Annotated in this window: 15 protein-coding genes; all 15 read right to left on the minus strand. The window is 37.2% G+C overall.

The features are described from left to right. Positions 1 to 190: 190 nt before the first annotated feature. A complete protein-coding gene (locus tag PCY10_RS07420; RefSeq protein ID WP_117275612.1) occupies positions 191 to 1,390 on the minus strand; it encodes an acetate kinase in 1,200 nt (399 codons plus the stop codon). Between the two features lie 46 nt (positions 1,391 to 1,436). Continuing rightward, the gene (locus tag PCY10_RS07425) at positions 1,437 to 2,390 is read right to left on the minus strand and encodes a class I SAM-dependent methyltransferase (RefSeq protein ID WP_021003255.1); all 954 of its coding nucleotides are present in this window, start codon (positions 2,388 to 2,390) and stop codon (positions 1,437 to 1,439) included. A 90-nt stretch (positions 2,391 to 2,480) separates the two neighbouring features. Continuing rightward, positions 2,481 to 2,807 (minus strand): competence type IV pilus minor pilin ComGG, encoded by a 327-nt coding sequence (gene comGG, locus PCY10_RS07430; protein ID WP_021003256.1) that lies wholly within the window; start codon positions 2,805 to 2,807, stop codon positions 2,481 to 2,483. Further along, positions 2,788 to 3,225, minus strand: a complete 438-nt coding sequence (gene comGF, locus PCY10_RS07435) for a competence type IV pilus minor pilin ComGF (protein WP_003073990.1) — start codon at positions 3,223 to 3,225, stop codon at positions 2,788 to 2,790. The genes comGG and comGF overlap by 20 nt, the downstream gene beginning before the upstream one ends. Continuing rightward, positions 3,209 to 3,502 carry a competence type IV pilus minor pilin ComGE gene (gene comGE / locus PCY10_RS07440; protein WP_003073987.1) on the minus strand — a complete coding sequence of 98 codons (294 nt, stop codon included), beginning with the start codon at positions 3,500 to 3,502 and terminating at the stop codon, positions 3,209 to 3,211. The genes comGF and comGE overlap by 17 nt, the downstream gene beginning before the upstream one ends. After that, entirely contained in the window at positions 3,474 to 3,872 is a 399-nt protein-coding gene (gene comGD / locus PCY10_RS07445) for a competence type IV pilus minor pilin ComGD (protein ID WP_260468480.1), read from the minus strand. The genes comGE and comGD overlap by 29 nt, the downstream gene beginning before the upstream one ends. Next, positions 3,862 to 4,179: a competence type IV pilus major pilin ComGC gene (comGC, locus tag PCY10_RS07450; RefSeq protein WP_003075998.1), complete on the minus strand. Its 318-nt coding sequence runs from the start codon at positions 4,177 to 4,179 to the stop codon at positions 3,862 to 3,864. The genes comGD and comGC overlap by 11 nt, the downstream gene beginning before the upstream one ends. Continuing rightward, positions 4,176 to 5,198: a competence type IV pilus assembly protein ComGB gene (comGB, locus tag PCY10_RS07455; RefSeq protein WP_021003258.1), complete on the minus strand. Its 1,023-nt coding sequence runs from the start codon at positions 5,196 to 5,198 to the stop codon at positions 4,176 to 4,178. The genes comGC and comGB overlap by 4 nt, the downstream gene beginning before the upstream one ends. Continuing rightward, positions 5,140 to 6,081, minus strand: coding sequence for a competence type IV pilus ATPase ComGA (gene comGA / locus PCY10_RS07460; protein WP_301558963.1), 942 nt, complete (start codon positions 6,079 to 6,081; stop codon positions 5,140 to 5,142). The genes comGB and comGA overlap by 59 nt, the downstream gene beginning before the upstream one ends. 68 nt (positions 6,082 to 6,149) lie before the next feature. After that, the gene (locus PCY10_RS07465; RefSeq protein ID WP_003075933.1) at positions 6,150 to 6,515 is read right to left on the minus strand and encodes a DUF1033 family protein; all 366 of its coding nucleotides are present in this window, start codon (positions 6,513 to 6,515) and stop codon (positions 6,150 to 6,152) included. Positions 6,516 to 6,736: 221 nt separating this feature from the next. Next, positions 6,737 to 8,083, minus strand: a complete 1,347-nt coding sequence (glnA, locus tag PCY10_RS07470; protein ID WP_021003260.1) for a type I glutamate--ammonia ligase — start codon at positions 8,081 to 8,083, stop codon at positions 6,737 to 6,739. Positions 8,084 to 8,121: 38 nt separating this feature from the next. Then, the gene (locus PCY10_RS07475; protein WP_003073972.1) at positions 8,122 to 8,481 is read right to left on the minus strand and encodes a MerR family transcriptional regulator; all 360 of its coding nucleotides are present in this window, start codon (positions 8,479 to 8,481) and stop codon (positions 8,122 to 8,124) included. Positions 8,482 to 8,557: 76 nt separating this feature from the next. Next, positions 8,558 to 9,088, minus strand: a complete 531-nt coding sequence (locus tag PCY10_RS07480) for an aromatic acid exporter family protein (protein ID WP_009569519.1) — start codon at positions 9,086 to 9,088, stop codon at positions 8,558 to 8,560. A 174-nt stretch (positions 9,089 to 9,262) separates the two neighbouring features. After that, positions 9,263 to 9,943: a CHAP domain-containing protein gene (locus tag PCY10_RS07485; RefSeq protein ID WP_003075761.1), complete on the minus strand. Its 681-nt coding sequence runs from the start codon at positions 9,941 to 9,943 to the stop codon at positions 9,263 to 9,265. Between the two features lie 406 nt (positions 9,944 to 10,349). Beyond that, a complete protein-coding gene (locus PCY10_RS07490) occupies positions 10,350 to 14,285 on the minus strand; it encodes an antigen I/II family LPXTG-anchored adhesin (RefSeq protein WP_021003261.1) in 3,936 nt (1,311 codons plus the stop codon). Positions 14,286 to 14,586 lie beyond the last annotated feature (301 nt).

Genomic DNA, 14,586 nt, shown 5'->3' on the forward strand with positions numbered 1-14,586 from the left:
AGTTATCTTTTGTAAACAATGAAGCATCTATATGTTTTCTGTACAAGATCAAAGTATACTTTTACCATTGTCTCTTGAACATTCAATCTATGATCTAAATAATCTGCTACTTCATAACTAGAAATAAAAAGACTGGATAAAACCAGCCTTTTCTGCTATATGATTGCTCTAAGTTCAATCTTTTAACATTTCATTTTTTATTTTTAAATCGTTCAACATCACGCGCAATAACCAATTCTTCATCCGTTGGAATAACCAACACTCGAACCTTGGAATCTGGCATTGAAATATCTCCATAGTTACCAAAGACATTCTTTTCCGGGTCAAGTTCACAACCAAACCAAGAAATTCCCTCAATAACTAATCGACGAATCGTCACAGAATTCTCACCAATTCCAGCAGTAAAGATAATGGCATCCGCTCCGTTTAAAACAGCCAAATATTGACCAATATATTTTTGAATACGATCAACAAAGATATCATTCGCCAACTGTGCTTTAGCATCACCAGCTCGCATAGCAGCATGAATATCACGCATGTCGCTAGATTTCTCAGATACCCCTAAGAGGCCTGACTCACGATTTAAAATACGATTAATATCTTCTGGTGTGTTAAAATCTTCTGTATGCTCTATCAAATAAGGAATAATCGCTGGATCAATATCTCCTGTGCGGCTTCCCATCATTACTCCCCCTAGCGGTGTAAAGCCCATTGAAGTATCAACAGATTTACCTTCTTTAACCGCTGTAATAGAAGCCCCGTTCCCAATATGACAAGTAATCAACTTCAGCTCTTCTAGTGGCTTACCAAGTACTTTAGCAGCTTCCTTCGCAACATACTGATGACTTGTACCATGCGCTCCATATTTACGTACCTTATTTTCAGTATAATATTTAGTTGGTAATGGATAACGATAAGCTTTTTCAGGCATCGTCGTATGGAATGATGTGTCAAATACAACAACACTTGTAATATCCGGCAACAACTCTTTAAAGGCACGAATACCTGCTGCATTTGCTTTGTTATGAAGGGGCGCAAGAAGTGCCAACTCTTCAACTTTTTGAATCACTTCTTCGCTGTCAACAAGTGCAGATTCTTTAAAATATTCACCACCTGCAACAACACGATGACCAACACCCGTGATTTCATCATAAGATCGAATAATGTCAAAGCGCATCAAGTCATCTAATAAAATTTTTACAGCTTGTGTGTGATCATCAATATCTAGAATTTGTTTCTCTGCTCGACCATCAAATTTGACCGTTGAAATAGAATCTTTGAGACCAATCCGTTCAATCAGCCCTTTAGCAATGACTTTTTCAGCTGGCATTTCGTATAATTGCCATTTTAAACTGGAACTTCCAGCATTGATTGAAATTGTTTTTGACATAAGTTACCTCTTTTAAGCGTTTTCATTTATTATATCAAAAACTTGTTTAAATTTCACTTTCTTGCCTCCAATTTTGGAATTTTTCGCTAAAAGTCAATAAGGCAGCTTGATTTTGTAAATCAGACAAAGCATAAACAAATGGCTGAATAGCTTGTTCGTCTTGCTTTTTGAGCACAAAAATTGTTTTGGCATACGCTGCATTTCCAAAAAGGGATTCCGGCAACGCAATCATTGAAACTATCTGAACATACTTTTGCAACCAATTTTTCAATAATTGACTCTGCCTACTAGTTAATAAATTATTTGGCGCAAGAAATATCGCATAACCGCCTGGTTTCAGATACTTGAGCGATTGTTCCATTAACAAATGATGGGCATAGGTATGCTCTTGAGTACTAGCCACTTCATAGCGCGATGCAATGTGATCATCCGGATAATAGCCAATCGGCAAATCGCTAACAATCACATCACTTTCTTTTAATACTTGTGGGCGCACTGCATCACCTTGTACAAAACTAACCTTTGCATCCATCACATCTGCTATGCTAGCTGATACATCAATTAACAAATCGTCCAATTCTAGTCCTAGGTAATCCACATTTTTCTTTGTATTATTGAGAATGGTCTCTGCTAAATTCCCCATTCCGCTACCAATTTCCAAAACATCAATATGTTCTTTATTACTCAATTGGTCAATGAGAAATGTTACGATAAAACCAATAGAATCCGGAGTAAATTGATGATTGGCTTGCAAAGGCTCCGTTTGGGCTGCCTTCATCAGTAAAAATTGGTAGCTCCTGCGCCATTCTTCTTTACTTAATTTCAAAGAGTTTAGTATTTCATTATTTTTTTTGACAATGGCTAGCTCTGTCTTTCCATCCAGATAAATCCCGTTTTGCTCTACCAAGGCATCATAAAAATTCGTTAAAAGAGCATTTTGGATTTCTTGGATATTTTCTAACAGGAGTGTATAGGCCTGTTCAATTTTTTCAAAATTCATAGCATCCTCCGCTCCCTATCATACCAAAATTTCATTCTTTTGGCGAGCGAATCCCTAGTTGCTCACTAGTAGCTCCTGTACCATTCTCGATTATTTGTCTCGATTGTCATTGGTTAGTTTGGTCTTCTCAAACGGAAAACGAAATTGATAATGGCGACCTGTCTTCATTGTTACTGTCAGAATGAGCTCTTTCTCACCTTGTTGCTCTTGGACATGTCCTTTATCAAATTCTCTGTGTCTAGAATCTTCGTTTGCGATAACTGCCATTGCATACGCCTGTAGTCGTTCTCGGTTTAGAGTAAAATTTCTATGACTAGCGGTCTGACGATGAAGATAAAATTGCAAAAGCAAGCTAAAGACAGCTGTCATAAAAAGGGCATGGAGCATAATACCTGCTTTAACTTTTTGTTTCCACACGATAGATGAATTCCCTTTCCAATCCTCTCTTAAACAGTAATCGAATACGAACTAGCTCATTTTCCTGTGAAATTTCTGCTTTTTTCACATCATAAACCATGGGCTGATAACCTTTCCCATTCGCATTGGTTTTCCTGAAATCTTGTCCACTTGCTTTTCCAAATGCAATTACCTTACCATCTTGCTTCATGTATAAACGATTATTCTCCACTTTTTCAAATGAAGAACGCGTCAACTCCACTTCTAGTTGATCGGCAAACAAAAGCCATTCTCGCTGTTCACTGTGTTGTCGAGTTTGGACTTCAGAAGCCAGAAGACGCGTCATAGATTGAAATAGCAACACACTTCCACTGAGTACGAATAGGGCAATCAGAGCCTCTAAAAGTGTAAAAGCTTTTACTTTATTTGCTTTGAACACCAAAAATCAGCTCCTTCCCATGATAAACCCGAATATCTTGTTGGCTTTTTTCGACACGTACTTCAATACCGTTCATTGTTAAATGCCTTTGATTTGTTTGCAAGGCCATCTTCGCTACCCTTAAGACTTCTTCTTTTTTCAATAACTCATTTTCTAGTTTTCGAGACTGGTGAATTTGTCCCAACAACAGGGTTACAATTGTCGCAAAAATAGCTAACGCAAGCAGTGCTTCTAATAAAATTGTCCCTCTAACATATTGTTTTCTTAAATTTTCCATTTCCTAGATATAATTGATACGTAATTGTCTGTCTTTTCGTCTGAAATACAATCTTACCAAGCGAGGAATTACCACCTGCCTTATCAAAACGAAGTGTTAAATCATCTGGAGCGTGAACCGAGCGAGGAATTGATAAAGAATTGTACCCATTAGAAATTCGCTCACGAGAAAAATTCATGTCCAATTGCCTTTGACTAGCATTACTCAACTTCTGACTTTCTCGGTAAAAATGCTCAAACTCAAGAAAGAAAATCTGCTCTTCCACTTGTTCAAAAGAAGAACGGACAGCCCCTGACACAGCAAGTAATAAAAAACTCGCTACAAACAAAGTCAGCAAACTTTCCAAAATTGTAAATCCCTTAATCTGCAACAGAACGAGTTTCTTTTGTATGTTTCGCATAGTAAGCCTTATATGACGCTGCCTGCTTATCTGTAATCGTGCCTTCAGTGACTAATTTTGAAAGCGTTGCTTTTTCATTGCTATGATTGACCTCAAAAAGTTCCGCTTGGCTCTCTACAACTTTGACCACAGCTGCATTTCCTTTTTCTGTTACTGCTTCCTTTTGCTTGGTCAAATTCGGCACAAATAAGAGCATTAAAACACTAATAATTAAAAGCACGACCAACATTTCCACTAAAGTAAAAGCTTTAACCTTTAAATTTTTAATTTTTTTCACAATTGAACCTCCATATTTTGATAAATTGGCAGCAACATGGCTGCATACAACAATACAATCATTAACGCCACAAAGATAAATACTAATGGCTGAATGATATTCATCGCTTGATGAACACGTTTAAAAAACACCTCCCACGTTTTTTGAGCATAAACTTCTAATTCGCACCCCAATTTGGATTTCACTTCCCCATATTCGATCATCAAGCCCAATTCTTTTTTAAAAAATGGATAATGTTTAACTACTTGTGAAAATTCCTGACCATTTTGCAGTGCTACTTCTAAATCTTTTCCAATTTCTTGAAACATAGCAGAGCGCTGTCCTTGCATCATCTGGAAAATCTGACTGAGTTCTAAGCCTTGACCAATCATATTCCCCCATTCTCTCGCATAATAAGCTGTCAAATAGGTTTGAACAAAAGTGCCCCAAAAAGGAAGGCGAGACAACAAACTAAATACTCTTATTTGTGAGCTTTTTCTAAACCAATAAAAACCGATCGCAAACAAAGCAAAAACAACTCCTACTGAACCCAGAAAAATTTGTGGTAAACGACTAATCAGTTGTGTTGCAATATTCTGACTCTCCAACTGCGGTAACAAATAATTGCGCAATCCTAACATAATAAACACTAGAAAAATGAATAAAATAAATGGATAAGTCGCCACTTCGATTAACTTTTTCTTGACTTTTGAGATATTTTCCAAATACTCTTCAATTTTACTCAAACTGAGCGATAAATTTCCATGCAATTCTGCCAATGAAAGCTGTGTTACTACATTATCCGAAAAACCTAAACTTGCCATGATGTCTGAAAAAGGCTTTCCAGTTGCCAAACCCTCTTTCATCTTTTCCACATAGGCTTTTTCTAACAAAGCACTCCGTTTCAAAAAATCAATAATTTCTGCCAAGTGAAAACCACTAGAAAAAAAATTATTTAGTAACTCTACGACTTTTTTCTGCTTAACTGTGGATAATTTTTTCCGCTTTTGCCTGTTCAAGATTGATATGTCCTGCTGCATAAAGTTGATCAATTTGCCTATTCCATTCGCTTGGATCGTGTTCTTGATACCTTTCACTGACAAAATCCACTATTCCTCCTTTCGCAATTAGACGTTGGTAACAAATACCTTGCAAGACAATTTTCAGCTCTGCTTCTGTCACTCCCAACTCTAGCAATCGTTCATAAACGCCTCGCACACTTTTAGCATGAATCGTTGAAAAGACCGTCACTCCTGTCAAGCTGGCTCGTACAACCGCCCGTGCTGTTTCTGTATCTCGAATTTCTCCAATAATCAATAAATCTGGACGATGTCGAAGAGAAAGTTTAATCAAACTTTCATAAGTTAAGCCAATCGCTTCATTCAATTGCAATTGCAACATTCTGTCTTGCTTAATTTCAACAGGATCTTCGATAGACATGATTTGCTCATCGGCAAAACGTTCTTGAGCCAGCTGATGCATAAGAGTGGTTTTGCCACTCCCTACCGGTCCTGAAAAAAGATAAAGTCCACGTTGCTTGAGTCGTCCTTTCAACTCTGGAATTTGAGTAAACCAAAACTTCAACTCTGCTTTTTCATCATGCAATAAACGAATCACAAGACTTTCATATCCGCGATAATCCCCTACTGTTGACAACCGCAGTGATGTTTTCTTATCCCTGTATTGATAATCACAAGACCCTAGTTGGCTTCTACGTTTTTCACCAACATTCATCCCAGCAGTAAATTTGAAATGACTAATCACCGCTGCCATCTTTTCAAATGCATACTGTTGTATAAAACGTCGCTCATCACCAATTCTCATGTACAGTTCATAACTATTTTCCTTTGGGATAAAATAAATATCTTGAGCCTGTTTTTCCTTAGCTTGGCAAATAATATCTTGTGCAATGTTTTGAACCATATCCCCTCCTCACTTTATACTATTCGCAGAAGACAATAAAAAATGGTGAAAAATCACCATTTTTTAAATTATTTAAAAGTTATAGGACAAGCACAAGGAGCTCCTACATGATTTTGTTTATTATAGCCCGGTCGCAATTTCTCTTTCGGAATAACGTCATCGTTTTCTAACAGAGCAAGAGAATGATATTGCTGGATAGAATCGCCACATTCTTCACACCAGCGCAAATCTCCTACATTCCAAAAAATAGACATCAAATCACTTCGACTTTTATAAAAAGGAAAAGCAGCTGCCAACTTCAGCCATTGGTGCTTATAATACTTTAAAGCAGTATAATAGTTATCAAAATGTTGTATAGATACAATATTAGCTTCCCAGCCATCAAAAAACCACCAAGGCTCATCTTTACCATACATTTCAATCACACAATACATCTGCTTCGCCTCCCTTTGTCCTATTTATTATATCGAAAATCTTAAATTTTTTAAACAGATTTGCTCCATGTATAAAATTGTTCAGCATGATACTCTAAAGCAAGACAAGCTTTCGACTATCAGACTCACTTGCCATAATATAACGAAAAGCTACCTTGAAAGATGAAATTAGATTGACCACAAAAGAGGCTGAGAACTATTTCCCAACCTCTTTTTCAATATTAATACAAATCAAGATAATTATCTACTTCCCATTGGGAAACAAAGGTTGCATAACTTGCCCATTCAATGCGTTTGGCTTCTACAAAACTTGTATAGATATGACTACCCAGTGCATTTTTTACAACTTCATCTTCTGTTAGTGCCTTCACCGCATTATGCAAAGTAGATGGAAGATCCGTAATACCTGCTTCTTTGCGTTCTTCTGCTGTCATCACATAGATATTTTCTTCAATTGGATCAGGAGCCTCAATTTTATTTTCAATCCCATGAAGTCCAACTTCAAGAAGGACAGCCATAGCAATATAAGGGTTCGCCATTGGGTCAACCGAACGCAATTCCAAACGAGTCCCCATACCGCGTGAAGCTGGCACACGAACAAGCGGAGAACGGTTCCGTCCAGCCCAAGCAATATAAACAGGCGCTTCATATCCCGGAACCAGACGTTTGTATGAGTTAACAGTTGGGTTCATAATCGCTGTATAATTGTAGGCATGTTTAATCAAGCCGCCAAGAAAATAATAAGCTGTTTGTGATAATTGCATCCCGTTTGGATCTGCTGGATCAAAAAATGCATTTTGACCATCTTGATCAAAAAGTGACATATTACAGTGCATACCTGAACCTGCAATACCAAATTTTGGTTTTGCCATGAACGTTGCGTACAGGCCATGCTTACGAGCAATTGTTTTAACAACCAGTTTAAACAACTGAATCTTATCACAGGCACGAAGTACTTCATCATATTTGAAGTCAATTTCATGCTGGCCAATAGCTACTTCATGATGACTAGCTTCTACTTCAAAGCCCATTGTCGTTAAAACATTGACAATTTCACGACGTGTGTTATCCGCAAGATCCGTCGGAGCAAGGTCAAAATAGCCCCCCTTATCATTTACCTCAAGAGTTGGATCACCATTTTCATCCAATTTGAAGAGGAAAAATTCTGGTTCAGGGCCCAAATTAAAGGATTTGAAACCAAGTTCTTCCATATGTCTCAAAGCACGCTTCAAGTTTCCACGCGGATCCCCTTTAAAGGGAGTTCCTTCTGTTGTATAAACATCGCAAATTAGTCCTGCGACACTGCCATTTTCATCTCCCCAAGGGAAAACAGTCCATGTATCCAAGTCAGGATAAAGGTACATATCTGACTCATTGATACGCACAAAACCCTCGATAGAAGAACCATCGAACATCACTTTGTTGGACAAAACTTTATTCAGCTGTTCATCTGTCGCCGGAATTTCGACATTTTTCATCGTTCCTAAAACATCTGAAAACATCAGACGGATAAAGGTAACATTTTTTTCTTTCACTTCGCGACGAATGTCAGCTACTGTAATTGACATGAGTATCTCCTTATGAAATTTTAAAGAATTGATATTGGTCAATGCATACGACCAAATGGTGGAAGGGAAGAAGCAAAGCGACCTTGTTGTAAAATGTCGTTATGAAGGGCTCGACGAACATCTTTCTCGCTCACCGGTTTTTTGTATTTCGCTTCACGCTCAGCATATTTCCGTTTAATAGCAGCAATATTGTAACCTTCTGAAATGTAATCTTTAATTTCCAACAAGCGATCCATATCATTTAATGAATACATGCGTCGATTTCCTTCATTTCGGTCAGGCTTAATCAATGCTTGATCTTCATAATAACGAATCTGACGTGCCGTCAAATCTGTTAATTTCATAACGCTACCAATGGGAAAAACAGCCATATTGCGACGAAATTCCTTTTCCTTCATTGCAAATTCCTTTCTCATGCTCTATTATAGTCCGAAAAAATTTCTATGTCAAGGGATCATGTTATATTTTCTAACATTAATTTTTGCTTTTTAATTTCACTACTTTTCGCAGGCGATCAACATCAGAATTAACCATCATGGCAACAAAAACTCCCATAAAGGTTTCAAATACTCTCGCAAATACATACAAAACAGTTTCTCCTGTCGGAATCGACAAGGTAATAATTAACATAGCAGAAACACCGCCAATCACACCTGCTTTATTGTTCATCGCAACATTTGTCATAATCGTTAACATGGTACAAATAGGGACAATCAATAATGTTACCCAAAATTGTTCATGAAAAAGATAATTGATAAGGAAGAACAACAAGGCATAGAAACCACCAATACTATTCCCCAAAATACGAGAAGTTCCAAAATGAACACTCTTATCAAAGTCTTCACGCAAACTGAAAACAGCCGTCAAAGCACCAATCTGCAATCCTTTCCAGCCAAAAAGACCAAAGACCAGAAGAACAATAAAAACAGCGACACCCGTCTTAAAGGTTCGCAAGCCTAATTTAAATTTCGATTTATCAAATTTATACTTCTTGAAATAACCCATTCACATCTTTCCTTTTATCATTATTTTAACATATTTTCTCTAAAATTAGATATAAATATCTAGTTAATTGCTTTAAACAAAACAAAAAGAGTCGCAAAGGACTCTTAATTTTAAACTCACATATAAAGGTTATACTGGGATATAATCTTTCCTATACATTGCTACTTGAAAAGCTTAATTAGGATAAATGTAAGTCACCTTTCCATAAAATGTCGTTGGATCAAACCATCCACGATAATTATTAATTTGTTTTTGACGTTTGTAATTGGACTCTAAAACTTGGATAGCACGATTATTGGCTACAGCAGTTACATAGGCAACGTGACCATACTGGCCTCCATTCCAAACAGCGATAGCGCCAACTTGAGGAGTTGTTCCTATACGGAAGCCTGAATATGCAGCATTTGTAGCCCAGTCTTTTGCATTCCCCCACCAATTACTAGCCCAAGGTGCCAAGGATTTCACTCCCCACGTACATTGCCCAATTGGATAAGAATTTCCTGTTGCTGTAGGTGTATTTAAGACAACATTCTCTGTATCAGAATCCGCACCAGAATTTGCATTTGTTGCTTGTGCAGTTGTGGCTTGATTGGATACTTGATATGTATTAGCTCTAGCTCCATTTACTTGCAGAACATCTCCTGGAAGAATGGTATCATAAATTGTTTTTCCATTTTTAGCTGCCAAATCATATGGACTCATCCCATATTTTGTTGCAATAGCATAAAATGAATCACCATACTGAACAGTATAAGTGTCAGCATTGGCTTGCTGGCTAAAAAAAGCTAATAAAGTAGCTGAAGAAAGACCTATAGCTAATTTTCCTAAATGACGATTTAATTGATTTGTTTTCATAAAGTACCCCTTCTTCTTTCCTAGTCTATAATACTGTATTTTTGTTGCAAGTATTTTAAACACGTATTTTAAACTTGTTACAAATTTAACATTAAACAAATAATAATCTAATTTTCTACTAAAGAAAACACTAGAAGAGAAATGTATCTTAACATTTTTTATTTACTACTCTTCTCATCGTTGAGATTAAGCAAAAAGCTCTCTTACTTTACTATACTACAATTATTGGCCCTATCATCTCAAACTACAATCTCCACCTATCAATTTAATATATCTGATTGGATTCATGATTGACTAGAGTTTTTAACAATTAGTCGCTCCAATAAGAATTGGTTTAACAAAAAGAGACTAAGATCCAATTTTCTTAGCCTCTTTTATTCTAATGTAGATAAATACTATTAATCTACTATTTTTCGTTACGTTTTAATTGACCTAAACCAAGCACACTAAGAAGAGCAATGACTCCTAAATATGGCATATAAGAACTATCAGTTGTTCCTGTTTGAGGAAGGGTAGCAGGTGCTGATGATAGCTTGTTAGTTAAGTAGCTCACTGGAGTTGGTCTTTTTGGAACTTCTGGCCGAGGAGCTTGAGGAGTTGTAGTCCGAACAGTATTAGACGCATAGGCAACTTTATTTACTGTATTCATATAAGTATTTTCAAAAGTACCAGCTGCAATACGTTTCATTTGGATATAACTTTCAGCTTGGAAAGCTGAATCAATTGAAACAGAACGTAAAAAGTCTTCTTTGAACTTAATTGTGAGAGCACCTTTAGTTGCATCAACTTCCGCTGTCGTATGCTGAGTTAAATCAGTACCTGACTTGATAACAGAACCGTCTTTAAGAGTGATATCCACCTTGGCGAAAACTTTATACTGCCCAGTATAACGATCTCCTGTTTGATCGTAGTCATCATAGAAATTGTATTCAAAAAGTTCTTCTGAGTGATCTGCAGGAATAATGCCACCAATCAAACGGTAATTAAAGACTGTATTAAGTGGAATAGTCTGACCATCAACATTATTTGTATCAGCTGGATCAAGTGTTAAGGTCACATCTTTCTTAGGGTTAATCTTAGGAACATTATTGATAACGATATTCGACGCATAGCCATTACCAAAGTCAATTTGGTAAGCTTGATTTTCATAACTACCACCTGTTTGTCCCATTTGTTTTTTTACAACCATTGGTGATACAATCTTCAAATCAATTCCATTTTTGACATAGGTATCATAAAATTCTCTTGGATTATCGGCACGGAAAATTTGGAAAGCACCTTTAGGTCTAATTCCTGCCTTAGAAAGAACATCTCTAACTTCTTGAGGAGCTGCTTCCAAACTAGTATAATGATCCACACTAACACCAGTAACTTTATTGCCATTAGCGTCTGTAATCTTCACCAAATCCTGACGCAATTCAAGCGCTTCTTCTGGATAATCATCTACATAGTAAAATCCTTTTTGAATGGTATCTGCTGAAGAGCGGTCATTCTTGTATTGATCCAAATCCCAAGTCAATTCATAATAATTCGTTGAACCGGCAAGAACTGTTTTACCATCAATAACAACGCCATTTTCATTCTTATTAACCTTAGTTGGTTTAATGTAATTATTATTTGGGTTATCTGGATCATTTGGCTTACCAGGAGTTGTCACCCGAACAACATTGGACTTAATACCATAAGCATCATTGACCGTGAGTGTGAAATTATTCTTATAAGTTGCACCATCATTAAGAACTTGTCCGACAACTGTTGGATAAATCGTTGCCACTGACTTAGTCAAATCAGCATTAAACGTAGCTAAAGTAGCTGCAGTTGCCTTGAAGGTGACTGTATTAGTTGCTTTATCATAAGAAACATCAAAGCCAGGACTGGCAGCTTTTGTAGCTTCAAGATTAAATTGATAACCAGATGGCAGGGGATCTACCAACACAAAGGAAGTCGTTTTAGCACGTCCAGCAGGGAGATCTGCTGTCTTCAGCTGGAACTTAACAACAGATTGTTTAGCCACCAGAGTTTTATCAATATCAACATCATTATTATTTTTAATTTCCTTGTTAACCTGTGGCTGTACAGCTAGTTTATAGTAACGAAAATGAACAGTTGGTACAGCTGGAGGTGTTGGAAGATTTTGATAAACAGGGTCAGTCGGCGGTGTTGGAATGACCTCATAAGTTGGTTCAACAGGCTTGTTTGGCTCTGGTTGATCTGGTGTTGGTGTCGGCGGTGTTGGCTCCTTTTCATAATTTGGAGCTACTGGTGCCGGGTTTAATGGTTTTTCTATTTCATAAGTTGGTTTAGTTGGAGCTGTTGGTTCAACTGGTGGTGTTGGATTTTCTTTGGTGATTTTCGGAACGTCGATTGCTCGAATTTTACCATTGAGAGAATACCAGATATTTGGTCTCTTCCCTGCTGTATTATCCTTGCCATTAACTTTTGGCATTTCGGAAAGGCTCATAACATTTGTTGCCGAAGTCGCACCAACAGTAACATGGTTATTCGGACCAGACATTTTAATAGCCCCTGCTCCATACCAAGAATTCGGCGCATCTGAACTATCCCATCCTGAACCAGCTTGACTATTTTTATACATAGTCCAGCGAGAGCCGCCTTCACCCTGTTTAAAGTTAAGAGTATCTGTAGCATAAATCATGCCATTCTTTTCACCAATAGATGAACCAGAGATTTTGACAAATTTACCACTATAATCTTTAGCCATCTCAATAGAGTTATGTTCACGGTTAAGAGAGGCTACTGAGAGAAGGGCATTGTCAAAATTAATTGGTTTTCCATCTTCGTCATAGAAGGTGAATTCATTTTTAATAAAAATAGAGGTGTTTTTTTCATCTTGACCTGTATAAGCGGAAGCAAAAACACCTAAAGTTGGATCGCTAAAGACGCCAAGCCATACATTTCCACTAGGATTTTGGAATTTTGAATCTGGATCCACAGTGTACTTATAAACAATCTTAGAAATTTTTTTACCGTTATAATAAGAATTCTGAAGATTGGTATAAGTTGCAGTTACACTTTGCCCACGTTTCAAAAGTACTGAACCCCACTTCACTTCAGTATTACCACCCACATTGGTAGTCCAGCCTGATTTATTTCCAATATTTCCATATAACTCTAATGAAGAAGCTGTAGCGCTATTCTCCAAATGTGCCACATTTAAATTATCTAACTGGAGATTTTTTTTACCATATTGTATTGCATCTTTCTTAAATGCTTCATCAACAGCACTAGCAGTTAGAAGTTTCCCATTTGTTTCTAAAGAAAGCTGAGCTTTCGGCTCCGAATCATACACTAGACTTTGAGCAGATGGCTCCGTCAAGTGGCCATCTTTGTTTTTATCTTGCTCAAGTTTTTTTAGAGCTTCTTTGATTTTTGCCTGTTCTTCATTGTACTCTTTGAGTTTCTGCGGATACTCTGCTAAATCTTTTTGATATTTAGCAAGATCTGCTTGATACTTAGCAAGTTTTGCTTCGTAATCAGCTTTAGCATCCGCATTGCGCTTCTTAATTGCAGTATTTTCAGCTGTGAGCGCTGCATTTGCGGCATTATTTGCTGCTACAGCTGCTTCATAGGCCGCTTTAGCATCCGCATTGGCCTTTTGAACGCGAGCAAGCTCTGTTTTATAAGCAGTCAATTTAGCTTGATAGTTTGCTTCGTTCGTAGCATTAGCTTCCTGAACACGCTTTAGTTCAGCCTGATATTGAGCTAATTTAGTTTCATAGGCTGCTTTACTGGCAGCATTTGCAGCATTAATGCGTTCAACCTCTGCTTTATGAGCTGCCATATCTTTTTCATACTGTTCTTTAGTTGCCTGATTTTTAGCTTTGATTTTGGCAACTTCTGCCTCATGAGCAGCTACATCCGATTTATATTGATCTGTTGTCTTCTTAATATCCTCAGCTTGTTTTGTGTAATCTTCTTTAATTTCAGTTTCTTTTTGGGCTGCTTCTCCAGCTGTTTTAACTGTTCCTTTATTAACATCGGCATCTTGGACAACATTGACACCAGCAGACTTAGCCTCCTTTGCGGCTTGATCAAGATCAGTTTTAGGTACTTCAACTGGTATTGAACCATTTGTCTCTCCAGCTTGGTTTTGACTTTGTTCAGCTTCCTTACTCGCACTCCCTTGAGCCTCTGGTAAATTGGTCGCTGGATTTCCAGTTGTTGTAACCGCTACATTTGTTGTGCTATTTGATTTTGTAGTTTCTTCAGCTGCAACTTGCTGATCTACCATAGCAAGTAAAGCTGCCCCTAAGACAGCTCCACATAAAGTTTTAGCAACCTTACTTTTACGAAAACCAAAAACTTCTTTTCTTTTCTTCATTTTAATCCTCCCTTACGTATAATTAATTTCATACATTTGTATATAATATCAGTTTTATGAACCATATGCAACTATTTCATCTGTTTTTTCTATAAAAATAAATGGAAACCTTTTCCCTACAAAATTCAGTCAGAGCATGAGATAAAAAGGTGGCTTATAGCCATCCATACTATCTTCTTTCTCTGTCAATGCTCCAAATCTTGGAGGTTTTTTACCTTCAAAAAGTTTCATAGCTGCATTGCCACCGCATCACAAATACCTCCGCTAACACAAAAAGGTGACATAGCCACCTTTTTGTTAA

It is taken from the genome of Streptococcus sp. SI1, assembly GCF_030439945.1.
In the GTDB taxonomy this organism is placed as follows: domain Bacteria; phylum Bacillota; class Bacilli; order Lactobacillales; family Streptococcaceae; genus Streptococcus; species Streptococcus intermedius.

Coding starts and splice junctions, on each gene's coding strand:
- PCY10_RS07420 (WP_117275612.1), bottom strand. CDS start 1,390: ATGTCAAAAACAATTTCAATCAATGCTGGAAGTTCCAGTTTAAAATGG.
- PCY10_RS07425 (WP_021003255.1), bottom strand. CDS start 2,390: ATGAATTTTGAAAAAATTGAACAGGCCTATACACTCCTGTTAGAAAAT.
- comGE (WP_003073987.1), bottom strand. CDS start 3,502: ATGGAAAATTTAAGAAAACAATATGTTAGAGGGACAATTTTATTAGAA.
- comGB (WP_021003258.1), bottom strand. CDS start 5,198: ATGCAGCAGGACATATCAATCTTGAACAGGCAAAAGCGGAAAAAATTA.
- comGA (WP_301558963.1), bottom strand. CDS start 6,081: ATGGTTCAAAACATTGCACAAGATATTATTTGCCAAGCTAAGGAAAAA.
- PCY10_RS07465 (WP_003075933.1), bottom strand. CDS start 6,515: ATGTATTGTGTGATTGAAATGTATGGTAAAGATGAGCCTTGGTGGTTT.
- glnA (WP_021003260.1), bottom strand. CDS start 8,083: ATGTCAATTACAGTAGCTGACATTCGTCGCGAAGTGAAAGAAAAAAAT.
- PCY10_RS07475 (WP_003073972.1), bottom strand. CDS start 8,481: ATGAAGGAAAAGGAATTTCGTCGCAATATGGCTGTTTTTCCCATTGGT.
- PCY10_RS07480 (WP_009569519.1), bottom strand. CDS start 9,088: ATGGGTTATTTCAAGAAGTATAAATTTGATAAATCGAAATTTAAATTA.
- PCY10_RS07485 (WP_003075761.1), bottom strand. CDS start 9,943: ATGAAAACAAATCAATTAAATCGTCATTTAGGAAAATTAGCTATAGGT.
- PCY10_RS07490 (WP_021003261.1), bottom strand. CDS start 14,285: ATGAAGAAAAGAAAAGAAGTTTTTGGTTTTCGTAAAAGTAAGGTTGCT.